The organism is Grylomicrobium aquisgranense (assembly GCF_033971865.1).
GTDB classification, from domain to species: Bacteria; Bacillota_I; Bacilli_A; order Erysipelotrichales; family Erysipelotrichaceae; genus Bulleidia; species Bulleidia massiliensis.
The window spans coordinates 28890-51183 of the sequence record NZ_JALBUR010000016.1 but is presented as its reverse complement, the minus strand read 5'-3'; the positions used below and the strand labels follow the sequence as shown (position 1 = coordinate 51183).

The following is a 22294-nucleotide window of genomic DNA, read 5'->3' as shown; positions in this document are numbered from 1 at the left end:
GTCTGTATAGATCTGCCCTGCTGTCAGTATGTTGATCACGCTGACTTCCAGCATTGCCCATGCCGTGATTAAGACTAGTTCGGTTGTGACTGGCCGTTTCAAGAGGCCTCTTGTAATGGCCATCAGAGCGAAATAGACGATGATGCCGCCCAGGATGATTGTTGCACCGTTGAGCTTTGGGGTCTGCTTTAATGGCATTGCATTGAGGCCGCAGAGTGTTAATGCTGTGCCGGCCAGGCCGCATCCTGCGGTGATGAGTAACAGGATGCCATTGATGCCGCCTGTGCGGTTGACGATGACATCCGGCTTATAGCACAAGCTCCACCAGATCACATAGAAGAGGCAGCAGATGACTAACAGGATCTGTCCTGTGATGACCTTATGCATCAGTCGTAGAGGACCTGGGAAAGGAATGTTCTGGCTCTTTCAGTTTCAGGGTGTGTGAAGAATGCCTCGGATGAGTTCTGTTCAATGATTTCGCCGTGGTCAAGGAAGACAACTTTGTTGGCAACCTTGCGGGCAAAGCCCATTTCATGGGTGACAACAAGCATGGTCATGCCCTGCTTACCGAGGTCTTTCATGACTTCCAGGACTTCCTTGATCATTTCTGGATCAAGTGCTGATGTCGGCTCATCAAAGAGCATGACTTCCGGGTGCATGCACAGTGCTCTTGCAATGGCGACACGCTGCTGCTGGCCGCCGGACAGCTTGGAGGGATAGGCATCTCTCTTGCCATCCAGTCCTACCTTCCTGAGATAGGTCATGGCAATCTCTTCTGCTTCCTGAGCAGATTTGCCAGCGACGCTCATTGGGGCAAGCATGCAGTTCTGCAGGACGGTCTTATTGGCAAACAGATTGAAGTGCTGGAAGACAAAGCCCATCTTCTTTCTCTGGGCAGCGTATTTCTGCTTGTTGGTTCTGTCCATGAGTTCATTGTCGAGGTAAATCTTGCCGCTGTCTGGGATTTCCAGGCCATGGATACACCGGCAGAGTGTACTTTTACCGGAGCCGGACGGTCCGATCAGGCACACAATGTCGCCGTCTTCAATGTCGAGGCTGACATCATTGAGTGCCTTGAGGTCTTTGAATGTCTTGTTCAGGTGTTCTACTTTGATCTTAGTCACTGACAGCCATCCTCCTTTCCAGCTTCTTGGACAGCCAGGATGTGATGATGGTCAGAATCAGGTAGATGATGCCGGCCATGATCAGCGGATCCAGGTAGTCATAGTATTTCTTGCCAAGTACTTCTGCTCTGTACAGCAGTTCCAGAGCACCGATGGAAGAGATCAGGGAGCTGTCTTTGATCAGAGTGATGAACTCTGATACCAGCGGCGGGATGATGTGGCGGAAGGCCTGGGGCAGGATGATTTCTTTCATCATGGTGCCGTAGCCAATGCCCAGTGTCTCGCAGGCTTCCCACTGGCCTTTGTCGACGCCCTGGATGCCAGAGCGGATGAGTTCGGTCTGATAGGCACCGGAGTTAAAGGACAGTGCCAGCAGTCCTACCAGATATGGATTGGCCGACATTCTGGTGCCGGTGATTCTTTGATAGAGCACCGGGATGCCAAGATAGAAGAACAGGATCTGCAGCAGCATTGGTGTGCCACGGAACAGTTCGACGTAGATATTGGCAATGATATGCAGGACTTTGGAATGGGATAGTTTGGCAGCGGCCAAAAGGATGCCGATGAGGCATCCAATGGCAACTGCACCAAGGGCCAGCAGTAATGAAATACCAGCACCCTGAATCAGAAATTTCAGATTGTCTGCAGTAAAGATATCAGACATGCATTCACTCCTTACTAATTACTTACTCAGCAGCCTCAAGACCATACTTGCTCGTCAGTGTCTTGTAGTCATCCGATGCCTTGAATGCAGCCAGTGCTTTATTAATCGCATCCATGAGTTCTGTATTGCCTTCCTTGGCAATGATATGAGTGGACTCATCCTGCAGAACACCATCGAGCATCTTGAAGCTGCCGGTTGCTTCATAGTTCTTTGCAACGGCAATATCCATGATCACTGCATCATAGCCGCCGGACTTCAGTGTTTCTACGGCAATACCCATATCCTCTACAGCAGTTGTATGATCCGGAGACAGACTCTCGGCAACAGTCTCACCGGTTGTACCAAGCTGGCAGCCAATGTTAGCACCCTTGAGTTCATCTGTAGAAGTGATCTTGCTGTCAGCAGCGACCAGAGCAACCTGACCAGATTCATAATATGTATCCGAGAACAGAACCTTTCTGTCCTTGTCATATGTGAAACCGGAAATACCAAGATCGACCTGGTCTGCCTGGATACCGGAGATGATCGTATCAAAGCTCATCTGTTTCCATTCATGTGTGTAGTTATAGCCATTTTCATCCAGCCAGTTGAACAGCCATTCACCCATATCATAGTCAAAGCCAGTCAGCTCACCGCTGGTGGTCAGATCATCAAACGGCGGATAGTCCGGTGAAATACCGATGACAATGTTCTGTGCCTTGCCGGAAGCAGAAGAGGCAGCGGATGATGAAGCAGATGTGGAAGCTGTGGAACCAGAACCACAGGCAGTTAGACTCAGTGCAAGAATAGCTGTAATAGCAGCAGATACAAACTTTTTCATTTTCTTTTCCTCCCTTTGTTTGTTTGATGTGAATACATATTGCTTAACTCATTCTTTCTTCGTCGCTCACTCTGCATCACATCACCCCCTGTCCATAGAAAGAAAAAATGCCGTCTCAATCCAGAGACGACATTACACCGCGGTACCACTCTGATTGCTGATCAATATCAGCCATCTCAATCCTGTAACGCCGGACCGCGTTTCTTCCTACTGTCTTTCAGAAGAACTTCTCCCAGATGCGTTTCACTGAAGATGGTGCCGCTGAACTTCCACTCTGTTTCAGCTCGCTGATGGACATCACCAGTTACTCTTCTGTTCCTCGAACTTGTTAATACCTTAGTTGCAAACATGAAATTTGTCAATGACAATTTTCATGAAAGACTCGCAAAATTTTCATAACGATTCTGTCCATCACCGCAGCGTCCCATCCTCATGGAAACGCTGATGCAATGCATGCTCGGTTACAGGTATCGTCAGGATCATGACAGCAAGCTGAATCATGGTGATCAAGAGACCGCCATAGCTGATCACATCTATACTTCTGCCTATAAAAAAGAGCATACAGATCATCGTTGCTGGCAGCAGCACAATGCCGCATCGAAACCATAATCGTGAAGATACCTGATGGGCATACTTCCAGGTGTCCATGTTCTTCATGGACATGCGGGTACGATAGCCAGAGATGTGGTTAATCTTGGCAGGATAATGCTTTGCAAAGACAATTCCGATGATGATCATGATCACTGGAATGATCATGGTCATCGTCAGCATGTAGATCCAGTATGCCATTAATCGCCTGCCAGATCTGGTCTTTGATGATCCAGGATATCCCAGAAGTCATAGAACTGCTTTTCTGAGATGGTGCCGCCGAGGCTGTAAATATGATAGTCTTCTGCTTCCCAGCGGTAAAAGACACCAGTCTTCATAAATCCGTTCTTTTTGTAGAAATGAACGCGCTTTAAGCGCTGGTGGTAGTTCTTGGTGCCTAGTTCCGGTTCTTCCAGGTCGGCGATGACGATCTGGCCTGGAAAGAGTTTTCTTGCCAGTTTGACGGCCTTGCTGCCATACCCTTTGCCACGCTGTTGATCATCAATGGCAAAGTATGTAATGTGGGTGATATTCCCTACAGTTAACAGTGCCATGAAGCCCACAAACTGTTCTTCGTCCAGGAAGTAGAGGATCTCGCTTGTATTGGTTTGGTCCAGAACGCTTGGATGTAAGTTGACACGTTCATTGGCTGGAAAAGCACTGTCATAAAGCTTTCTGACTTTCTCGATTACTTCAGTATCTTCTTGGGTTAATCGTTTGGCAATCAGCATAAATTAAACAAAAGTTCTCCCTTCGGTATGTAAGCCTGGCACCATGATTCATCAAAACACATGTTTGAATGCGTCATAGTTGTAGGGATCACGTCCCGTCTTGACGGCAAAGAGAATTGAATCAAAGTACTTCCCCATGCCCTTCTGGTAAATCACTGTATGGAAGTAGGACGCAACTCTTGCAGCATCGTGGCCAAATGCACCACAGCCCCATGCACCGGTACATATTGTACGATAGCCATGTAAAAAGCAGATTAAGAAGAACTGATACAGACGATTGACCATATAATCATCCAGTTCTGCCATCGTAATGCCGCGTACCTTAGGATCATACAGAAGATTGGGTGCAGCTAATGTCAATACAGCTGTTGTACGGGTAGAAGGCAGCAGGTTATTGTCTCCATCACGAAATACTTCTACGCATGGTGACAGCAGCATGTAATCCGTATTACAGGCAGAAGAAGAATGCAGATTGGCATCGTACATGACACGTGCTGCAGATGATGAAATAGAGGCATACAAAGTACTCTCTCTGCATAGTGCTTCTTCCTGTGCACGAGCACCGGATAAATAGCCACCACCGGGATGATAGGCATTGGCAAAGTTCATGACAACATCACATGGCACTGCAAAGCTGTCATCATTGATGACAGAGATCTTGCAGAAAGAATCATGTAAAGGAGCAGGCAGAACAGCAGAAGAAAGAACAGAAGGACTGACAACAACCACAGATTGATGTTCCTTAAGAGAATGAACAAAAATCAATTCTCCTGCCATCTTTTAAATAGTAATTCTGGGAAACAATCTTCTTATTCTCAACTGCAATGTCTCTTAGATCACGATACATACAAATATCTCTTATCTTTTCCAGGTCTGTCGTGACCCATATCCTTCTTTCTTCAGTGAAGAATCAAGCAATGTTATCTCATCAGGAACAATTCGAATCAGCCACATAGGCGAAGGCAGCTTCTGCAGCATTTCAGCAGGAATATGACGGAAAGAAGCTTCCGCAATATACTCTCTGCTATTCAGATCCACAATCTCTGCATTCCCTTGAATCTGACAGGATAACAGAGAACCAAACGACATATTGCTTTCAAACACAGCAGCAGACACATGCGGATGATTCTGCAAAGCACGAAACTTTAATCCACCTTCACTAAAGATCCATAAAGCACCATCATGCCATGTATACTCCAATGGAGTACAACGAATAAAGGAAGCATCACCACAAGCTAATGCAAGCACCTTATGCCCAGACAGAAAATGATCAATCCGTTCATATAGTACCTGATCATCCATATGTTTTGATTCAGCATCCTTCTTGATCCAGAAGGATGAAGCAGCTTCATACTGATCGTTAGTCATTGTGTGCCTCCTAAATTGTCTGATAATCTCTGAATGTATTTCCTGCTACATATTTTTTAACATAAAGATGCCAGAATTCATATCTTCCAGATCTACAACTTCTTCCTGCAGTTTCTTATGTTGTTCCTTACATACAAATTCCACTTATCTTTTCCAGGTCTGTCGTGACCCATATCTTTCTTCAGTGAAGAATCAAGCAAGGTCATCTCATCAGGAACAATTCGTATCAGCCACATAGGCGAAGGCAGCTTCTGCAGCATTTCAGCAGGAATATGACGGAAAGAAGCTTCCGCAATATACTCTCTGCTATTCAGATCCACAATCTCTGCATTCCCTTGCATCTGACAAGATAACAGAGAACCAAACGACATATTGCTTTCAGACACAGCAGCAAACACAGAAGCCGATCTTCTTGCCGGCCAGTGGTGCGTAAGTAACGTTGTGTCCAGCTTCTTCTGCACCCTTCCTGAATACCTCGGCAAGCAGATTGGAGTTGCCGTAGGGTCTTGGACTGGTACCGATAATCAGTACGTTTTAGCCATGTCAGATTGCCTGGAGAGAGTCTCTCATTTCTCTGAGTCCCTGCTCGCCATAGGCATTGTAAATCTTCTGCAGGCGGTCAATCATCTCCTGCTTGTGCACCGGAATCATGCCATAAATCGATGTGATAATCGATGCATTGGTCGCATCAATCAGGGTTTCAATCCTGAGATCTTTCAGGAATTCAATGAGCTCCTGAATACGCTCGCCTTCGGTTGTTTCCTGGAAGGTGCCTATGCGGACATCCTTCATGAGCGGTGTATCCGGAAAGATGGTCAGCCCGGCAATCAGAATCCGGTCTGGATGGAGCTGGTTGAATGCTTCTGCTGTCTTCCTGGCATGGTCAAGGCCATAGCCCTTTCCACCCAGTCCGGACAGGAAGATCACTTCATACGGCAGACCGGCCTGATCCATCTTGGACAGCTGCGTTACGATCTCATCCGCATGATAGCCCTTATTCATCCGCTGCAGGATCTTTTCATCAGCTGACTCGACGCCAAAGACGATGCCGCTGTAGCCAAGCTTCTTTAATTCCTTGAGCTGCTCAGCTGTCTTATTGCGCAGGCTGTCCACTCTGCCATAACCTCCGATGGTTTTGACAAAGGGCAGATATTCATGAATCAGCTCGGCAATGTGCTTGAGTCTTTCATATGGCAGCAGGAATGGATCGGCACCCTGCAGCCAGATTCTCGGGAAGGCAACACCATAGGATGCCAGTTCCTTGAGATCGGCAATGATCTCATCATCTGGTGAGATCGCAAATGGTGCGTCCTTGTAATACGTGCAGAACCGGCATGCGTTATGGCTGCAGCCGCTTGTTACCTGCAGATAGACACTTCTGGCCTCATAGGGCGGCCTGACCACGTTACTTGCAAAATGCATAAATTTTTATCTCCTTAGTTGTTTCCCCAGAGCGGATTGGCAAGCATTGCTCTGCCGACGCCAACCAGATCTGCTTTGTTTTCTGTTAATAATGTTTCTGCCTGTGATACTGTCTTGATACCGCCGGTCAAAATGACAGGAATCGTGATGTTTGCGTTGACAGCTTCGCTCATATCAGAGAACCAGCCAGGTTCTGTGTGTCCGGGGCGCTGATAGATGTGGATGCCACCGGAAAGATCCAGAAGATCGATGCCGGCTTTTTCCAGCAGTCTGGCGGCCTGAACGGCATCTTCGATCGTGCTGCCGCCTGCTTCATAGTCACAGCCGCCCAGTCTGACGGCAATGGGATAGCTGTCTCCCACGGCAGCTCTGACTTTCTGGATCGTCTCTAACAGAAAGCGCAGCCTGTTTTCAAATGGTCCGCCATAGGCATCCGTTCTGCTGTTTGTTAGCGGTGAATAGAACTGGTTGAGCAGATAGTTGTGGGCAGAGTGAATCTCTACGCCGTCATAGCCGGCTTCCTTGACACGTACTGCAGCTGCTGCAAACTCATCTTCCAGTGCCTGGATTTCTTTGATCGTTAATGGCCGGCTGACATCTAAGCCTTTGTTAAGGGCACTGGCAGAGACAAGCTGCTGACCGGTGATTTGAGAAGACGTATTGGCACCGGCATGGCTGATCTGGGCAAACAGGACAAGACCCTTGGAAGCTTCATGTACCTGCTGTGATAATGCTTTCTGATAAGGAATCACATCATCAGAGGCAAAGGACATCTGGTTCTGGCCTGCTTTGCCCTGAGGATCAATGTAGCTGTGTTCTGTGATCAAAAGACCTACATGCGGGTTGGCTGCTACCTGCAGGTAGTGTTCCAGAGTGCGCTGGCTGGGGCAGCCGTTGCTGGAACTGCCGGTAGCCATTGGTGGATACACAAGACGGGATTTTAACTGCAGTTTTAATGTGTGTAACGGTTCATCAAGTTTCATCTGAATCACTCCTTTATATTTTTATATCTCTCTTTGTCGATATGTAAGCCCTTAAGCAAGGGCAGCAATTGCTGCCCGGTTTATAGTTCGTTTTTGATGTAGTCCGCAAATGCCTGTATCGTCTTCTCATTGCGGCGGTAGTACGTCCACTTCCCACACCGCTGGCTTTCCACCAGCCCTGCCCTCTGCAGGATATCCAGGTAGTGGGAAATCGTAGACTGGGTAATGGCTGCCTTGTCACAGATGCTGCCAACACAGGCACCACCCTCAAACTTTATCCCTTCCGGTACATGAATACCCTGGGGAGGAAAATATTTCTCTGGCTCTTTCAGCCACTTCAGTATGTCGCGCCGCGTCTGGTTGTCGAGGGCGCCGCAGATGTCTTTGATGTTCATGGCTTTAATATATCGCTGTTTATAGATATGTCAATATATAAAAATAAATTATCTGCTTTTCCACAATAAAACAAATGCTGAGATCCTGTTTATGTTCCAGCTCTGTATTAACGGAAGCGGAAGATTCAATTCTGCGCTGTGTGTTTCTCAGTTCATCTTCGCTGTCCATCTGTTCTAGAATCAGGAAATAGCCTGCATTCAGTCTGCCGATAGCACTGTCTTTGCCAACCGCTGCACATCCATCCGTGCAAAGTCACGGTGTTCTTTCTGCCAGCTACTTTGATACTGGCAGAAAGCATCATGAAGTCCCCTGCGGTCGAGCAGACCTGTCACAGAATTCTGATGGATTGCGGTGATATTGTGTGTGCCTGCGGCAATAATGCCAAGATCAACAAAGTAGCCGAGCAGACCGACGATACTGCCGTTTCTGATGATCGAAAACTTCCATGCCTTGATGGAACGAATCTTGCCATGGGAGATGCAGTTCCTTTTGCGCCATTGATCTGTTCACCATAATGCAGCACTCTGTATTCATCATTCTTAAATGGATTAGGGTTGACATGCCAGCCCATTTCTTCATCCGTTTTACCGACAAAGTCAGATCTTTGTGTAAAGCCGCAGCAGTCACGGAAGAACGCATTGCCATCGATGAAGCGGCGGTTGATATCTTTCCAGAAGATCCCAATCTTGGTATTGTCAAAGAAGGTGCGGATTTCCGCATCCCGCAGGGCATAAAGAAAAGGAGTATGATTACTCCTGTTTCTTAATGCATGAATGGTGCCATGGACAGCAGCACATCGTTTGTCACTTTGCGCCGCAGCCAGCGGAATTCTACCTTGTCGTCCTTGATCAGACGGTGCGGTTCATCCGAAGTACTGAAGGCACCGAGCATGTTTGCATCAAAATGATCCTTCGGAAGATTGCGATTAAGTTCGGTCATCATGTTTCTATACCTCCCCTTTCATCATCAGTATTAATCATGTAAACAGGAAACGGAAGATGAATCTTTGGAAAGATTTATTGAAAGAATGATGGCAGAATCAAAGGATTTTACAAGGTTTCAGAGAAGAAACGCATGAAAGCGGAAAGGTGTTCTGCCTGTCCGCTTACTTACATCCGAAATTGTTTTCAGTGATGCTCTTCCTGGATGCGTGCATCCAGATCCTGCAGGATCTGATTGATATCTGCTTCGCTGAGATTCTTAACGCCAGAAGCGTTTTTATGCCCGCCTCCGTGATACTTCTCGGCAATATCATTGATCGTCACGGTCTTGGAGCGCAATGACCCGTCAAACAGTTCCTGGCCGTCATCATGCTGGGTAAACATTGCCCAGACAACAAACTCTTTGACGTGTCCCAGTTCATCAATCCGGTTTCTTGCACTTGATGCGGAAAGGTGCCACTCCTGCAAATCCTTGCGGCGCAGAATCACATAGGCCAGGTGCCCATCAATCAGCTGCACTCTGGAACGCAGATACGTTGCAAACCGGAATCCTTCCAGATCTGTATCAAACAGCATTCTGTTGAGGCTTGGAATATCCAGTTGGAACGATGCCAGAAAGCTGGCTGTATGCAGCGTGTGAGCAGTCGTATTGCTTGTTCTGAAACAAAGCGTATCTGTCAGTAAACCTTCATATAGATATCTGGCTGTCTTTCCGGAGATCAACAGATCACTGTTCTGTTCAAAGAAGGCTGTCAGGATCTCACAGGTTGCGGCTGCCTGATCAAACACAAGGCACAGATTGCCAAAGGGTTCCCGGTTGGGATGATGGTCAATCTTGATCAGGAAGCGGGCATCCTTAAAACGCTTGTCATCGACACGGTCCTGATTGGCCGTATCCAGGACAATGGCCGTGGACTTTGCAATCGTATCATCATTGACACGGTCACTTGCCGGGAATGGTGCCTGGTCGCATGTCTCATAGCCCAAGGCATAGACTTTCTTGTCCGGGAAGTTTTCTTTGAGCCAGGTCACCAGGGCACTCTGTGATCCCATGGCATCACAGTCCGGGTGCTCATGGCGGAAGACGGTGATGATGGGACTGTCCGCAATGACAGACCGCAGATTCTGAAAATCGAAGTGCATATCAAAGGTGCAGCAGCGCTGCAGTATCCCTGGCGATCATGAGCTCTTCATCTGTCGGGATGACCCAGACCTGCACAGCAGAATCCGGTCTGGAGATGCAGCATTCCTTTCCTACAGCCTGCATGTTGAGGTCATAGTCGATATCCAGATGCATACCCTCTTCCAGTCCCTTCAGGATTCTCTCTCTTGTGTGCCAGTCATTTTCACCAAGGCCGGCAGTAAATACCATGGCATCACAGTGGCCCAGCTGCATGAAGTAGCCACCAATGACATTGATGGCTCTGTTGGCATACAGATTGACAGTAAGAATTGCTCTTTCATCACCTTTGTTTACAGCATTCTGGATATCTCTTGCATCAGAGGAAATGCCGGAAACGCCAAGCATGCCGCTTTCCTTGTTCAGGATGACATCCATCTGATCCGGAGTCAGATTCAGCTTCTTCATCATATAGAAGACAACCGTAGGATCAATATCACCGCATCTGGTACCCATCATGATGCCGCCCAGCGGTGTCAGACCCATGGATGTATTGATCACCATGCCATTGCGGATGGCGGTGATGGAAGCACCATTGCCAAGATGACAGGTAATCATGTTCAGCTTGTGATAGTCCTTGTTCATCAGTTCGGCAGCACGCCTGTTGACATATTTGTGAGATGTGCCGTGGGCGCCGTATCTTCTGATCTTGTATTCCTTGTACCAGTTATAAGGCACCGGGAAAAGATAAGATTCGGGTCCCATGGTCTGATGGAACGCTGTATCAAAGACAAAGACATGGCCGATCTTCGGCAGTGCTTCCTTGAATGCTTCATAGCAGACAAGATGTGCCGGGTTGTGCAGCGGAGCCAGCTCTGCCAGTTCCTGTACCTTGTCGACAACATCCTGATCGACGATCACAGACTTGCCGAAATACGGGCCGCCCTGGACAATGCGGTGTCCTGCTGCATCAATCTCATCCAGTGACTTGATGATGCCGCATTCTGTCAGAGAAGACAGCAGTTTCTGGACAGCGGTCTTGTGGTCCGGAATCGGCATGTTGGTGACTTTCTTTTCACCATTGTACTTGATGGTAAACGTACCAAGCTGCTGGCCGATGCGTTCTGCCTGGCCAGAGCACAGTACCTTTTCCTGCGGCATTTCATACAGTTGGAACTTTAAAGATGAGGAGCCGGAATTGACTGAAATAATCTTACTCATTTTTTCCTCCTTCGATTTCAGTATTAATACATGCGTCCAGAAGCTTGCTTACCTCTTTGGACGAGAGTTTACGAATCTGTTCATAGTATTGCATTCTTTTCTCAAAAGAGGAAAGAAGATGCAGTTGATCTTCATAGCCATTGAGCTCATCACGGCAGTGGCGCAGCGTATCACTCACCGCTGCCCGCGAGATGCCTTCATTCTCAGCAATCTCCATCAGTGAAAGATCTTCCTGGTAATACAGTGTGAAGATATTCTGCTGCCGGTTGGTCAGCAGGACACCATAGAAGTCATACAGACGGTTGTACGTTTCACGCTCACTGGACATCTTTGAGACCTTCGGAAATACTGTAGAGATAGCTGTCCAGATCAAATGGACGCAGGTCTTCAGGATGTTCACCAAGACCAATGAAGTACACCGGCAGATGCAGCTTGTACTTGATGGCCAGGATGATGCCGCCCTTGGCAGTGCCATCCATCTTGGACAGGATAATGCCGGTCAGCTTAGTGCTTTCGGCAAACACCTGTGCCTGGGTCAGACCGTTCTGGCCGGTTGTCGCATCCAGAACCAGCCATGTATCATGCGGTGCCCCTTCGATCTCTCTGGAAGATACACGGTTCATTTTGGCAAGTTCCTGCATCAGGTTTGCCTTGTTCTGCAGTCTGCCAGCCGTATCGCAAAGCAGAATATCAGCACCCTTTTCCTTGGCAAAGCGGCAGCCATCAACGATGGCAGCACTGGGATCCCCATTCTCTCTGCCCTTGATAACCGGGCAGTTCAGCCGCTCACCCCATTCCGCCAGCTGATCAATGGCACCAGCCCGGAACGTATCCGCCGCTACCAGAGCAACCTTCTTGCCCTGGTCAGTATACATGCTGGCCAGCTTGGCAGCCGTTGTTGTCTTGCCAGAACCATTGACACCTTCTAGAAGAATCACCGTAGGACCATTGTCATTAAAGACAATTGGTGCATCCGGGATTTCATCATAGATGTCTTTCATGATTTCCAGAAGGAAGTTCATGGCCCAGTGGAATGTAATACCGGGATATTCATCGCATTTCTTCTTCAGCCGCTCACAGATCAGATCAGCCAGTTCAATGCCGACATCACTTTCCAATAAGACAATGGTCAGCTGTTCCAGGAAGTCATCATCGACGCCGTGGAAGCTGGATCCCATCTGGTTGAGGGCATCCGAGAATGTGTTCTTGGACTTTTCAAAGCCGCTGAGATAGACGGCTTTATCCTGTTTGCCGGCAAATTTTTCTTTCAGTTTTGAGAAAAAACTCATACAGCCTCCTTGCTTGTATCGGCTAATGATACCGCATCTTTGAGTGTGACTTTCAGCATCTGGGAAACACCCTGATGCTGCATGGTGACGCCATACAGCACATCACAGTTTTCCATGGTGCCGACTCTGTGCGTGACAACAATGAACTGTGTCTTGTCTGTATAGCGGTGCAGATACTGGGCAAAACGCTCCACGTTGCCCGGATCCAGGGCTGCTTCCACCTCATCCAGGATGACCAGCGGAACCGGTTTGACCTTCAGGATGGCAAACAGCACGCACAGTGCAATCAGACTCTTTTCACCGCCGGAGAACAGCATGTTATTCTGGACTGCCTTGCCCGGCGGCTGGGCATCGATATCAATGCCGGTATTGAGAATGTCATCGGGATCCAGCAGATACAGGTTGGCCTTGCCGCCGCCATAGAGAGAGACAAAGATATCATTGAAAGCCAGATTGATCTTATCAAAGGTTTCCCGGAACTGTTTCTTCATGACTTCATCCATCTCATCAATGGCAGCCAGAATCTTGTCACGGGAAGCTGTCAGATCTTCAATCTGCTTCTTCATGGTTTCATAGCGCTGGTTGACCTCGGCATATTCTTCCGGTGCATTCATATTGACATTGCCAAGCCGCTGAATCTCAGAACGCAGCTGTGCAACTTCCTCACGTGCCTTCACCAGATCCTCAATCTCCGCTTCCTCTTTGCGCTGGGAAGCCGATTCATAAGTCAATTGATACTCAGACACAAGTCTTGAAAGATTGGCTTCCAGTTTTGTTTCCAGCCTGCCCTGATCAACCTTGAGGGCACTGGCACTTGCCTGTGCCGTCGATAAATCTTTGCGCATCTGGCGCAGCTGGTTCTCTCTGCGGTCTGCATTCTGCCCGATTGACATGCGCTCTTCCCGTTTGGTCTTGATCATGCCGGTCAGCGTATCCCGCCGCTGGTAAGCCTGATTCAATCTGGCAATCAGATCATCCTCAGGCTTTGTTTCAGAAGCCTCTTCCTGCCGGGGAGAAAGCAGTGCCATTTCATTGCGCAGCTTTTCATACTTTGCCTGCTTGGCATCCAGCACCGGTTCCAAACCTGCCAGGGCAATCTGCTTTTCACGCAGCTGGCGGCCGATCTGTTCTCTTTGTGTATTGGCTTCATCCAGTGCTTTCTTTGCCAGCTGGGCTCTGGCCCTTTGAGCATCAAGTGACTGCTGAATCTGATTGGCCTCTTTCTGCATCGTCATGATGTTGGCATTGTGGCGTGTCTTGCCGCCGGTCATGGATCCGCCGCGGTGGATGACTTCACCATCCAGCGTAACGATCTTGTACTGGCGGTTGGTTAACGCAGACAGATTATTGCCGGATTCCATCGTGTCACATACAAGGACGTTGTTGAGCAGTGAGGCAACGATCGGATCAAAGCGGGCATCACATTCGACAAAGGCACTGGCATTGCCAAGGTAGCCTTTGGTGTTGTTGCAGATGATCTGTGCATCACGTGAGACATAGCGCGGTGTGCATACCGTAATAGGCAGGAAGGTTGCCCGGCCGCTCTGGTTTCTGGTCAGAAAGCGGATGGCTTCTCTGGCACAGGCATCATCAGCCGTAACGATGTTGTTCAAGGCACCGCCAAGGGCTGTGGAGATCGCTTCTTCATAGCCGTTTTTGGCTTTGAGCACCTGCCCGATGACACCAAGAATGCCGCGCAGATCATGCTGGTGATCCATGATGGAACGGATGCCAGCCTGGTTATTGAAAGGATTGCGCATCAATTGTTCAATGACGTTATGCCGGTTTTCCAATGACCGCAACATACCCTGGGCTGCTTCATAGGCACCGCTCGTATCCGCAATCTTTGTGGCTGCCAGAGTCAGCTTTTCACGTAACAGTGATATCTCATTGTGCAAAGCATCCACACGTGCCTTACGGTCTTCATATTCCGCTTTGGCCGCCGCAAGCAGCTGCCGCGTCTGTTCAATCTTCTGCTGGGTATTGCCGCTTTCAATCAGGTACTTGGCCTTTTCATCCAGCTCTGTACGCCGTGCTTCCAAAGCCTGAATGCTGTTGAGCAAAGACATGAGCTCTTCCTGCATGCTGTTGACTTCCTGATCCAGCCTGGAAGCAGCTGAGCGGTCCTGCTGGATCTGGTTTTCTGCAACCTGGATATTTGTCTGCAGCATCGTCGTCTTTGTATCAATATCAAATAATGTCTTGCGGGCAGATTCAATGCCGGCATTGATCTCATCAATCTCCGAGACAAGCACAGAGATTTCAATCTCTTCCAGACGTGCTTTCTTCTGCCGGTAGATTTCAGCTTTATGTGCCTGCCGTTTTAATGGGGAGACCTGTTTTTCCAGCTCATTGAGGATGTCAGTGGAACGATCGAGATTGTCCTTGGTGCGCTCCAGGCGGGACAGTGATTCCATTCTTCTTTTTTTGTATTTGGAGACACCGGCGGCTTCTTCAAACACGCCGCGGCGCTCTGTCGGCTTGGCCTGGGCAAAGCTGACAACGTTGCCCTGTGAAATGATGCTTAAAGAATCACGGCCAAGACCTGTGTCAAGGAACAGGTCAACGACATCCTTGAGGCGGACATTCTGGTTATTGATGAGGTATGCAGCATCACCGGAGTCACGGTAAAGTCTTCTGGTGACTTCGATTTCATCCTGATCCATGTTGAGTACCCGGCTGGTATTGTCAAAGATGAGGGTGACTTCTGCCATGTTGAGTTTACGCCGGTCGGCACTGCCGGCGAAAATGACATCATTCATCTTGTCGCCGCGCATGCTTTTGGCACTCTGCTCACCAAGCACCCAGCGCACCGCATCTGATATATTTGACTTTCCGCAGCCGTTGGGACCCACGATGCCGGTAATCGGGTCAGAGAAGTTGATGACCGTCCTGTCGGCAAAGGACTTGAATCCCTGCATTTGGATTTGTTTCAGAAACATTTATTTCTCCTTAAACGCTTTGCTATTATAGCAAAAAGACTGCTCTCTCACAGGAGAACAGTCCATTTTCAGATTGCGAAAAGCCAAAAGCTTACTTGTTTTCGTTCTGCTTTTCCAGCAGAGCTGTAATCTTTTCCAATTCGAGCAGTTCCGGGCTCTTGGCAGGTGCTGCCGGTTCTTCTTCCTTCTTGGGATGCAGGTTGACAGCTTTGTTGACGGCTTTGACCATGATGAACAGCACCAGTGCCATCAACAGGAAATTGATGACGGATGAAATGAAGGCGCCGATCTTGAGATCCACACTTCCCATATGAATGGCAACATTGCTGAAATCCAGCTGGAACAGCAGGCCGATGATCGGATTGATGATGTTGTCAGTCAGAGATGATACAACAGTGCCGAATGCAGATGCCATGATGACACCAATGGCCATATCCATGACATTTCCCTTTAATGCAAAAGCCTTAAATTCTTCCCAAAATTTCTTCATTGACTTCCTCCTGTACAGATGATGGATCCTTTGTCCATTCATCCAGAATCACATAGCTGCCATAGCAGTATGGATTGGCACGGTGAACCGGCTCATTTTCCACGATTTCTGTGCTGGAACCATTATAGCGCACCGGATACACAGAGCCATGCAAATCCTGCATTGATGTGATTTTTTCAGATGTAAAGCGGTCCTTGATATGCATCAATACACGGCGGCCATAAACAAGTGCATACGTATATGGCACAAAGCCATAGCGCGATGCAAAGGCAGTCAGTGTCTGATGAATCTGTTCATTGGAGCATTCACTGGAGAACACAGCCCCCACAATGCCAGGATGCGACAATACAAAGGCAAGTGCATAGCTGTTGGCAAGATTCAGTGTCATGCCGGCAATGCAGTCTTTCATCTCACAGGAGAAATCTCCCATCTGGGAAATGACGGTATCGGCAAGGAAACCGCCAGGCATCTGTTCCTGGTTGATGACCGGAGTCAGGCCATGGCCCTGGGTGATGAAGCAGGCATCATCGTATGGTTTACTCTCGCTGGCAAAATCATCTTCTTCAATCAGGATGCGCTGCTTTGGTGCCGGTGTGGGATCCAGATGGAAATCGTACGGTCTTGCCTGCGTGCGCTTGTGCAGGACGGCACGCGCTGCTTCCATCTTGGCAAGTGCATTTCGCCGTAAGGCATTGAGCTGTGATACCGCAATAAACACATTGCCTGCCTCACCACTGAAGGAATCGATCACAAAGCAGGTATCACCGGTTTTAGCAAGAGAGCTTTCGATCTGTGCTTTCTGCATCGGTGCCTTCTTTGCCATTTCCAGGGCCGTATCCGTCTCGACCGTTACTTCATGGCCATCCGCATCTTTCAAGCATAGTTTCATCGTTTCACCAGGCATGGCATGATACTCTGCAGAAAGAGGAACCTTGCGGCTGTTATGGGCAATCTCTTCATCAATCTCTGCCAGCAGAACCGTATCACTAGTCTTCTGCAGAGGCTCACCGGGCTTTGGTCTGTCTTTGCCATGCAGCGGCAGCGAGACGATGTCTCCTTTGTCAGCAGAGCTGACAAGTTTTCCTTTGCGGAAGATTTTGACTGCGGTCAGGCCAATGTCGGCAGGTGTATGCAGGATGCGCAGGCCGTCATGCTGATGGAGCGGTGCAGACAGCTTTACCGTAACTTCGCCATGGTTAAAGGATTCGACGGTGCCGATCTGGATGCCGCGGTGATTCGGGCGGTACTGGCTCATGCGTTCTTTGACATCATCATGGAACAGATGTCCTTTGGAAAAGCCGCGGTTGAACATTTCCAGCAGTTCTTCTTGTCTCTTTCTTGAAACATGATATTCTCTGCCCTGCTGGCAGGCATCAATGGCTTCCCGGAATGTCCTGATGACAAGATACACGTATTCAGGGCGCTTCATGCGGCCTTCAATCTTCAGGGAAGCAACACCCGCTTTGATCAGCTGGGGGATTTCATCGATGACATTGAGATCACGCGGGGAAAGGATATAGTCACCTTCCTGGAAGTGATGGGTGCCATCCGGGAAGTATTTCAGCCGGCAGCACTGGGCACACATGCCGCGGTTGGCACTGCGATTTTTCATCGATGCAGAAAACAGGCACTGACCGGAATAAGAGATACAGATGGCACCATAGACAAACACTTCAATATCAATGCCCATCTGGCATGCCTTCTCAATCAGTTCAATTGGGGATTCCCTTGCCATGACAACCCGGGATGCGCCTTCGTTTTTCATCACCTGTACACCAGCCAGATTATGAATATGCATCTGGGTGGAGCAGTGAATCTCAAAGTCAGGATACATGGTATGGACAAGATGGAACAGGCCAAGGTCCTGGATTAACAGTGCATCGACGTCGCTGTGATACAGGAAATCAACAGTTTCTTTAGCCCGCTCGATCTCGGTTTCATACAGCATCGTGTTCATCGTCACATAGACACGCACATTGCGCACATGGCAATAGTGCACCGCTTCCACAAGCTGCTCCCTGTCAAAATTGCCGGCAAAGGCACGGGCAGAATAGTTTGTCATGCCTAGATAGACGGCATCACAGCCTGCCTGCACGGCAGCCTTCAGGCTTTCCATATTGCCGGCCGGAGCCAGCAGTTCAATCTTTTTCATCGCAATACTCCCTGATGATCCTGTAGGCATTCACAAGATCATCCATCTTCATTCTTGCATTGGCACTGGACGTACTTGGCAATGCAATATGCACAAGCTTACAGTCAATGTACTTTTCATACAAAGAAGATGCCCTTGTACCTGTGGTAAATACAGCCCGGACCTCACTGTCTTTCAGCAGACCGTTAATATCATTGACTTTGACATCTTTGATCGAGGCATCTGAGGATCCGGTAATCGTGCAGCTGTGGATTACATCCCATAAGGCGATATGATGCCGGTGGCAGAACTCTGTGCGCTCACAAGGCTCTTCTTCAAACAACGCAAACAGCACCGGCCAGAAGCGGTTATGCGGATTGGCATAGTAAAAAGACTGCTGTCTGGAAATCACGGAAGGAAACGAGCCAAGAATCAATACCCTGCTGTGGGCATCAACAATTGGGGCAAAGGGATGGACAACTTTCTGTGTCTCAGCCATGTCTGCCTCCGTATTTGAGAAGATATGTCTCAAAGGCATCTTTGGGTACAAGTGTCCCGGCTTTGATGCCCTGCTCCACACTGGCAAGCTCACTTTCCAGATGCAAGAGTGTTCTGGCCGAGCGGTTTGAAATGTTCTTCAGCGTCATGCGGATGCCGCTTTCCTTGGCATGCAGGCGGATGGCGATCCGGGCAGCGTCATAGCCAAGATCCCGCAAAGCAGCGATATCATAGGCACGCCGCAGCTGGCTGGCAAGCAAAGGAATCATGGCATTGACATCCATGCCTTTGGCAAACATCTGTTCCTTGGCCCGTACAACCCCGGCCATATCCCCTTTCATAAAGGCATTGCCAAGCTGCCACATATCCAGATTGGCATCTTCCGGAATCAGCTGGCGGATCGTATCTTCATCGTAGTTTTTTTCTCCATACAGAGAAAGTTTCTCAATCGCATGATGCAGCTGGAATTCATCCGTACCTACCCGCAGGTCAAACTCTGCTCTGGCCTTTGCTGTCAGCACGAAGCCGCCCTGCTTTAACAGCTCTGCAATATGGTCAGGAAATTCCCATGGCTTGATCAGATTGCAGGCAATCATCTTCACATGGTATTTCTCCAGCAGTTTTGTCTCTTTGCGGCGGGTATCAATATCATTTCCCTGCAGATCAAAGATCAATGCCGTATCGGGATTGGGATGGGCAAGATATTCGCCCAAAAGAGAGAGCATGCGTTCCCGCTTTGTGTCCTTGGTTTTGCCATCTGCCTTTGCTTTGTCAGAGCTTTTCAGAAAATATGGGTTTTTCAAAATCACTGCTCTGCGGCCTTCATCAGAAAACAGTGTCATCATATTGCACTGGGTCAAAGCATCTTCCATGCGAAACTGTGAAGCATTGGAAGCATCGATCTCTACAACCTGCGTCTTTTCTACGCGCTCTTCCTGCAGAATCCGCTGGATCTGGACCGTTTCCCGGTATTCATTTTTACCATATACTGCATATTCACTCATCAGTCCGTATTATACCAATCCTGTCACCAGCCGTCAGCACACAATTCCATGGGCCGATGGCCTGGATCTGGATATCTCCTTCCTCTCTGGTATTGAACCAGACAATGTGCCTTTGCAAAAGACGCTGCAGAACTTCCTGGGATGGATGGTGGTACAAAGCGTAGGCACCGGCTGAGACCACAGCCACAGAAGGCTGCACGGTGTCAAGAAAGATGGAGCTGGAACCAGTGGCAGAGCCATGATGGCTCAGCTTCAATACATCCAATTTCAGCTTCCCATAGCGGCGGGCAATGCGTTCCTCTGCATTGGCATTGATATCACCTGTCAGAAGATACCTCAGCCCGTTGATCTGGAAATACATGCAGAGAGAGCTCTCATTTTCATCCTCTGTTTCCAGATCATTAAGATCATACAGACACAGCTTTCCGGCACATATGCTTTTCACATGTGAAGTCAATACCGTATCCGGCTGATACTTTGCAATGACAGAATCCATATTGCCGGAATGGTCGTTGTCACCATGGGTAATGATCAAACCATCCAGTTTCCGTATCCCCTCTCCTTCCAGAAATGCCGACAGTGTACGCCACTGCTCTGGCTTGCCTGTATCGACAAGAATACTGAACGAGCGTAACGGTCCTTTGATCAAAATAGCATCGCCCTGGCCGACATTGATAAACGACACAGACGCAAATGGATGAAACAGGCCAGACAGCTGAAACAGCAATAAAGAACCGAGCAGCCAGAGGGAGGCATGTTTGAGATGCATCATGCATACTGCCATCAGGACATAGAAAAACAGGCCAAAGCCAAGGATCGATCCCGGCAGATGAAACAGCGAAAACAAAGATAAAAAGCGATCAATATGGATTACCAGCAAAGCAGGAAAAGAAGTCTGGACAAATACATACAGAAAGCACAGAACATAGACAAAGCCAAGCAATGGCCTGACAAACAGATAGACCAGGGAAACAATGGGATCCATGCCATGAAAGAACCATCCCTGCAGCAACAAAGATGTCAGTAAAGAAACAGATTTTCTGCGCGGATAGAAATGAGAGCAGAGACGGAAAGCAGCCGGAATCAGAAACGAGACAGAGATGTAGCTTTCCGGGTAAACAAACAGCAGGATCAGAAAGCCCAGGCCAAGTACCTGATCCTTGCGCATACTGGACCGTTTGAAAAGATGGACAAGCAGATACTGGGCAAGTACAAGCGGAAAGCCATACAGCAGAAACAGTAAACCGCCAATGCTTAGAAGCACCTTCTCTCTTTGTTTTTGATCCAGGATGTATTTCAGGATGAGATTGCATAAGGCAAGCAGACCGGTTAAAGAAAAGCCATGCCGGAAAAGATAGCTGTCCTGCTCTTTGTCAGATATGCCAAGCAGTACTTTCCTGGCAAAAGCAGAGATTACAGGATCTTCAATGGCAGCACACTGTTTCTGCAGAAAGCGGCGGAAAGATGGATACTGCGTGAGGATCTGGAAATCTTTACAGGACAAAGAATAATGAATTCCTTTTGCCTGCATGGTTTTGGCAAAATCATTGCGGTAAAACGCTGGTGAAGAGACAAGCTCCTTGTATTCACCCGTAAAGGAAACCACGGCATCAAACGGCAGTTCTTCCTGGCTGTACAGTACAATGCGTTCGCTGCCGTTCTGGATGATGCCATAGCCTGAAGAAACAGAAACTACCCTGCCTTGAGAAAACGATGGCATGGATGATGAATAGATGGGAATCATGGTGCATAGAAGAATCATGCCGGCAAGTACAAACGAGTAATCTCTGTTTCGTAAGAACCAATATGCACAAAGCAGGACAAGGAAAAGATACGGCCACCTTGATGAGAGACATCGAAACACAAAAACACATAGTGCCAGCAGCAGGATTCTGTTCCAGATTGTCTTCATAGAGAAATGTGATCTTTCACCTTGTCAAACTTGGCTGGCCCAATGCCTTTGACGTTCATCAGATCTTCCAGTTGCTGGAAGAAGCCATTTTCTTCCCGGTAAGCAATGATGCGGGCAGCGGTGGAAGGTCCGATGCCAGGCAGTGCTGTCAGATCCTCCTGGCTTGCCGCATTGATGGATACTTTGGCTTTGGATTGTGCGGAAACTGCCGGTATGATAATGCGGTCATGATCTTTCAGGATCGTATCAGGATTCAGACTGGAAAGATCAGAACTTGCCGTTGTTCCCGCCATTTCCAACAAAGATGTCAATTGCGAATACAACGGGAGTTCATACTCACCAGGATTCTGTACTTCACCATCAATCGAAACATGAATGCTCTCATTCTGCAGATTGGCGAGATCCACAGGAGAAAGATCGATGCACAGGGCCAGGGCAATCATGGCAATCAAAATCAGTGTCTGTTTCATACAGGAAACCTCCACTGATCTTATGTCCTTGAAAATGATGAATTCCCCTGTTGAAACTTACTGGTGAGATTCCAGTTTACAGCAAGGCGGACAAAGTCCACCTTTGTAACAGATTGTTTGATTGGCAAAAGTGCTGAATACAGTAACATGATCAGATTCCCACAAAATGAAATGATGACT

General features: G+C 48.4%; 26 protein-coding genes and 1 other annotated feature. Of the genes, 2 read left to right on the top strand and 24 right to left on the bottom strand.

Translation table 11 applies throughout. The features are described 5' to 3' along the window. From MOZ60_RS07425 to MOZ60_RS07370, 12 genes are all read right to left on the bottom strand, one after another. Positions 1-387 (bottom strand): hypothetical protein (locus MOZ60_RS07425; RefSeq protein WP_370596173.1); only part of this gene is annotated, 387 nt, incomplete at its 3' end. After that, complete coding sequence (locus MOZ60_RS07420) at positions 387-1124, bottom strand: amino acid ABC transporter ATP-binding protein (protein WP_445972111.1); 738 nt, start codon at positions 1122-1124, stop codon at positions 387-389. The genes MOZ60_RS07420 and MOZ60_RS07425, both read right to left, overlap by 1 nt. Continuing rightward, on the bottom strand, positions 1117-1788 hold the full coding sequence (locus MOZ60_RS07415) for an amino acid ABC transporter permease (RefSeq protein WP_277654875.1): 672 nt from the start codon (positions 1786-1788) through the stop codon (positions 1117-1119). The genes MOZ60_RS07420 and MOZ60_RS07415 overlap by 8 nt, the downstream gene beginning before the upstream one ends. A 22-nt stretch (positions 1789-1810) precedes the next feature. Beyond that, a complete protein-coding gene (locus MOZ60_RS07410; protein ID WP_370596172.1) occupies positions 1811-2608 on the bottom strand; it encodes a transporter substrate-binding domain-containing protein in 798 nt (265 codons plus the stop codon). A 119-nt stretch (positions 2609-2727) separates the two neighbouring features. Then, positions 2728-2937 (bottom strand) — a binding site (T-box leader). Positions 2938-3019: 82 nt separating this feature from the next. Beyond that, a complete protein-coding gene (locus tag MOZ60_RS07405) occupies positions 3020-3397 on the bottom strand; it encodes an SdpI family protein (RefSeq protein WP_370596171.1) in 378 nt (125 codons plus the stop codon). Beyond that, complete coding sequence (locus MOZ60_RS07400) at positions 3397-3927, bottom strand: GNAT family N-acetyltransferase (RefSeq protein ID WP_370596170.1); 531 nt, start codon at positions 3925-3927, stop codon at positions 3397-3399. The genes MOZ60_RS07405 and MOZ60_RS07400 overlap by 1 nt, the downstream gene beginning before the upstream one ends. 51 nt (positions 3928-3978) lie before the next feature. Further along, the gene (locus MOZ60_RS07395; RefSeq protein ID WP_370596169.1) at positions 3979-4692 is read right to left on the bottom strand and encodes a TIGR02452 family protein; all 714 of its coding nucleotides are present in this window, start codon (positions 4690-4692) and stop codon (positions 3979-3981) included. 93 nt (positions 4693-4785) lie between these two features. Then, positions 4786-5295, bottom strand: a complete 510-nt coding sequence (locus tag MOZ60_RS07390; protein ID WP_370596168.1) for a pyridoxamine 5'-phosphate oxidase family protein — start codon at positions 5293-5295, stop codon at positions 4786-4788. Positions 5296-5387: 92 nt separating this feature from the next. Next, complete coding sequence (locus MOZ60_RS07385; RefSeq protein WP_370596167.1) at positions 5388-5756, bottom strand: hypothetical protein; 369 nt, start codon at positions 5754-5756, stop codon at positions 5388-5390. Positions 5757-5838: 82 nt separating this feature from the next. Then, the gene (locus MOZ60_RS07380) at positions 5839-6717 is read right to left on the bottom strand and encodes a radical SAM protein (RefSeq protein ID WP_370596166.1); all 879 of its coding nucleotides are present in this window, start codon (positions 6715-6717) and stop codon (positions 5839-5841) included. 14 nt (positions 6718-6731) lie between these two features. Beyond that, positions 6732-7700: an NADH:flavin oxidoreductase gene (locus MOZ60_RS07375; protein ID WP_370596165.1), complete on the bottom strand. Its 969-nt coding sequence runs from the start codon at positions 7698-7700 to the stop codon at positions 6732-6734. 80 nt (positions 7701-7780) lie between these two features. Then, a complete protein-coding gene (locus MOZ60_RS07370; RefSeq protein WP_370596164.1) occupies positions 7781-8095 on the bottom strand; it encodes an ArsR/SmtB family transcription factor in 315 nt (104 codons plus the stop codon). A gap of 300 nt (positions 8096-8395) precedes the next feature. Here MOZ60_RS07370 and MOZ60_RS07365 point away from each other — a divergent pair, with 300 nt between their 5' ends. Further along, the gene (locus MOZ60_RS07365) at positions 8396-8611 is read left to right on the top strand and encodes a hypothetical protein (RefSeq protein ID WP_370596163.1); all 216 of its coding nucleotides are present in this window, start codon (positions 8396-8398) and stop codon (positions 8609-8611) included. Positions 8612-8655: 44 nt separating this feature from the next. Beyond that, positions 8656-8862, top strand: coding sequence for a hypothetical protein (locus MOZ60_RS07360; RefSeq protein WP_370596162.1), 207 nt, complete (start codon positions 8656-8658; stop codon positions 8860-8862). Here the strand turns inward: MOZ60_RS07360 and MOZ60_RS07355 are convergent. The 12 genes from MOZ60_RS07355 to MOZ60_RS07300 all read right to left on the bottom strand — a co-directional run bounded on the left by MOZ60_RS07355 (position 8859) and on the right by MOZ60_RS07300 (position 22114). Then, positions 8859-9038: a hypothetical protein gene (locus MOZ60_RS07355; protein WP_370596161.1), complete on the bottom strand. Its 180-nt coding sequence runs from the start codon at positions 9036-9038 to the stop codon at positions 8859-8861. The genes MOZ60_RS07360 and MOZ60_RS07355 overlap by 4 nt on opposite strands. A 185-nt stretch (positions 9039-9223) precedes the next feature. Further along, positions 9224-10180 (bottom strand): DHH family phosphoesterase, encoded by a 957-nt coding sequence (locus MOZ60_RS07350; protein ID WP_370596160.1) that lies wholly within the window; start codon positions 10178-10180, stop codon positions 9224-9226. A 1-nt stretch (position 10181) separates the two neighbouring features. Further along, positions 10182-11378, bottom strand: a complete 1197-nt coding sequence (locus MOZ60_RS07345; RefSeq protein ID WP_108775772.1) for an acetate kinase — start codon at positions 11376-11378, stop codon at positions 10182-10184. After that, positions 11371-11706, bottom strand: a complete 336-nt coding sequence (gene ylxM / locus MOZ60_RS07340) for a YlxM family DNA-binding protein (RefSeq protein ID WP_108775771.1) — start codon at positions 11704-11706, stop codon at positions 11371-11373. The genes MOZ60_RS07345 and ylxM overlap by 8 nt, the downstream gene beginning before the upstream one ends. Next, the gene (gene ftsY / locus MOZ60_RS07335) at positions 11696-12667 is read right to left on the bottom strand and encodes a signal recognition particle-docking protein FtsY (RefSeq protein ID WP_277007385.1); all 972 of its coding nucleotides are present in this window, start codon (positions 12665-12667) and stop codon (positions 11696-11698) included. Before ftsY ends, ylxM begins: the two co-directional genes overlap by 11 nt. Next, entirely contained in the window at positions 12664-15609 is a 2946-nt protein-coding gene (locus MOZ60_RS07330; protein WP_370596159.1) for an SMC hinge domain-related protein, read from the bottom strand. The genes ftsY and MOZ60_RS07330 overlap by 4 nt, the downstream gene beginning before the upstream one ends. Before the next feature lie 91 nt (positions 15610-15700). Continuing rightward, positions 15701-16099 (bottom strand): large conductance mechanosensitive channel protein MscL, encoded by a 399-nt coding sequence (gene mscL / locus MOZ60_RS07325; protein ID WP_277007390.1) that lies wholly within the window; start codon positions 16097-16099, stop codon positions 15701-15703. Continuing rightward, positions 16074-18251 carry a peptidase U32 family protein gene (locus MOZ60_RS07320; RefSeq protein WP_370596158.1) on the bottom strand — a complete coding sequence of 726 codons (2178 nt, stop codon included), beginning with the start codon at positions 18249-18251 and terminating at the stop codon, positions 16074-16076. The genes mscL and MOZ60_RS07320 overlap by 26 nt, the downstream gene beginning before the upstream one ends. Further along, a complete protein-coding gene (locus tag MOZ60_RS07315; RefSeq protein ID WP_370596157.1) occupies positions 18238-18729 on the bottom strand; it encodes a DNA-deoxyinosine glycosylase in 492 nt (163 codons plus the stop codon). The genes MOZ60_RS07320 and MOZ60_RS07315 overlap by 14 nt, the downstream gene beginning before the upstream one ends. Further along, positions 18722-19732, bottom strand: coding sequence for a DNA polymerase III subunit delta (gene holA, locus MOZ60_RS07310; protein WP_370596156.1), 1011 nt, complete (start codon positions 19730-19732; stop codon positions 18722-18724). Before holA ends, MOZ60_RS07315 begins: the two co-directional genes overlap by 8 nt. After that, complete coding sequence (locus MOZ60_RS07305; RefSeq protein ID WP_370596155.1) at positions 19725-21644, bottom strand: ComEC/Rec2 family competence protein; 1920 nt, start codon at positions 21642-21644, stop codon at positions 19725-19727. The genes holA and MOZ60_RS07305 overlap by 8 nt, the downstream gene beginning before the upstream one ends. After that, positions 21641-22114, bottom strand: coding sequence for a ComEA family DNA-binding protein (locus MOZ60_RS07300; RefSeq protein WP_370596154.1), 474 nt, complete (start codon positions 22112-22114; stop codon positions 21641-21643). Before MOZ60_RS07300 ends, MOZ60_RS07305 begins: the two co-directional genes overlap by 4 nt. Between the last annotated feature and the right edge of the window lie 180 nt (positions 22115-22294).

What these genes read in the sequence shown, in the direction of transcription:
- MOZ60_RS07410 (WP_370596172.1), bottom strand. Translation starts at nt 2,608, where the DNA reads ATGAAAAAGTTTGTATCTGCTGCTATTACAGCTATTCTTGCACTGAGT.
- MOZ60_RS07380 (WP_370596166.1), bottom strand. Translation starts at nt 6,717, where the DNA reads ATGCATTTTGCAAGTAACGTGGTCAGGCCGCCCTATGAGGCCAGAAGT.
- MOZ60_RS07330 (WP_370596159.1), bottom strand. Translation starts at nt 15,609, where the DNA reads ATGTTTCTGAAACAAATCCAAATGCAGGGATTCAAGTCCTTTGCCGAC.
- mscL (WP_277007390.1), bottom strand. Translation starts at nt 16,099, where the DNA reads ATGAAGAAATTTTGGGAAGAATTTAAGGCTTTTGCATTAAAGGGAAAT.
- MOZ60_RS07305 (WP_370596155.1), bottom strand. Translation starts at nt 21,644, where the DNA reads ATGAAGACAATCTGGAACAGAATCCTGCTGCTGGCACTATGTGTTTTT.
- MOZ60_RS07345 (WP_108775772.1), bottom strand. Translation starts at nt 11,378, where the DNA reads ATGAGTAAGATTATTTCAGTCAATTCCGGCTCCTCATCTTTAAAGTTC.
- MOZ60_RS07300 (WP_370596154.1), bottom strand. Translation starts at nt 22,114, where the DNA reads ATGAAACAGACACTGATTTTGATTGCCATGATTGCCCTGGCCCTGTGC.
- MOZ60_RS07315 (WP_370596157.1), bottom strand. Translation starts at nt 18,729, where the DNA reads ATGGCTGAGACACAGAAAGTTGTCCATCCCTTTGCCCCAATTGTTGAT.
- MOZ60_RS07350 (WP_370596160.1), bottom strand. Translation starts at nt 10,180, where the DNA reads ATGCACTTCGATTTTCAGAATCTGCGGTCTGTCATTGCGGACAGTCCC.
- MOZ60_RS07320 (WP_370596158.1), bottom strand. Translation starts at nt 18,251, where the DNA reads ATGAAAAAGATTGAACTGCTGGCTCCGGCCGGCAATATGGAAAGCCTG.
- MOZ60_RS07365 (WP_370596163.1), top strand. Translation starts at nt 8,396, where the DNA reads ATGAAGTCCCCTGCGGTCGAGCAGACCTGTCACAGAATTCTGATGGAT.
- holA (WP_370596156.1), bottom strand. Translation starts at nt 19,732, where the DNA reads ATGAGTGAATATGCAGTATATGGTAAAAATGAATACCGGGAAACGGTC.
- MOZ60_RS07355 (WP_370596161.1), bottom strand. Translation starts at nt 9,038, where the DNA reads ATGATGACCGAACTTAATCGCAATCTTCCGAAGGATCATTTTGATGCA.
- ylxM (WP_108775771.1), bottom strand. Translation starts at nt 11,706, where the DNA reads ATGTCCAGTGAGCGTGAAACGTACAACCGTCTGTATGACTTCTATGGT.
- MOZ60_RS07360 (WP_370596162.1), top strand. Translation starts at nt 8,656, where the DNA reads ATGCCAGCCCATTTCTTCATCCGTTTTACCGACAAAGTCAGATCTTTG.
- ftsY (WP_277007385.1), bottom strand. Translation starts at nt 12,667, where the DNA reads ATGAGTTTTTTCTCAAAACTGAAAGAAAAATTTGCCGGCAAACAGGAT.
- MOZ60_RS07405 (WP_370596171.1), bottom strand. Translation starts at nt 3,397, where the DNA reads ATGGCATACTGGATCTACATGCTGACGATGACCATGATCATTCCAGTG.
- MOZ60_RS07375 (WP_370596165.1), bottom strand. Translation starts at nt 7,700, where the DNA reads ATGAAACTTGATGAACCGTTACACACATTAAAACTGCAGTTAAAATCC.
- MOZ60_RS07370 (WP_370596164.1), bottom strand. Translation starts at nt 8,095, where the DNA reads ATGAACATCAAAGACATCTGCGGCGCCCTCGACAACCAGACGCGGCGC.
- MOZ60_RS07400 (WP_370596170.1), bottom strand. Translation starts at nt 3,927, where the DNA reads ATGCTGATTGCCAAACGATTAACCCAAGAAGATACTGAAGTAATCGAG.
- MOZ60_RS07390 (WP_370596168.1), bottom strand. Translation starts at nt 5,295, where the DNA reads ATGACTAACGATCAGTATGAAGCTGCTTCATCCTTCTGGATCAAGAAG.
- MOZ60_RS07415 (WP_277654875.1), bottom strand. Translation starts at nt 1,788, where the DNA reads ATGTCTGATATCTTTACTGCAGACAATCTGAAATTTCTGATTCAGGGT.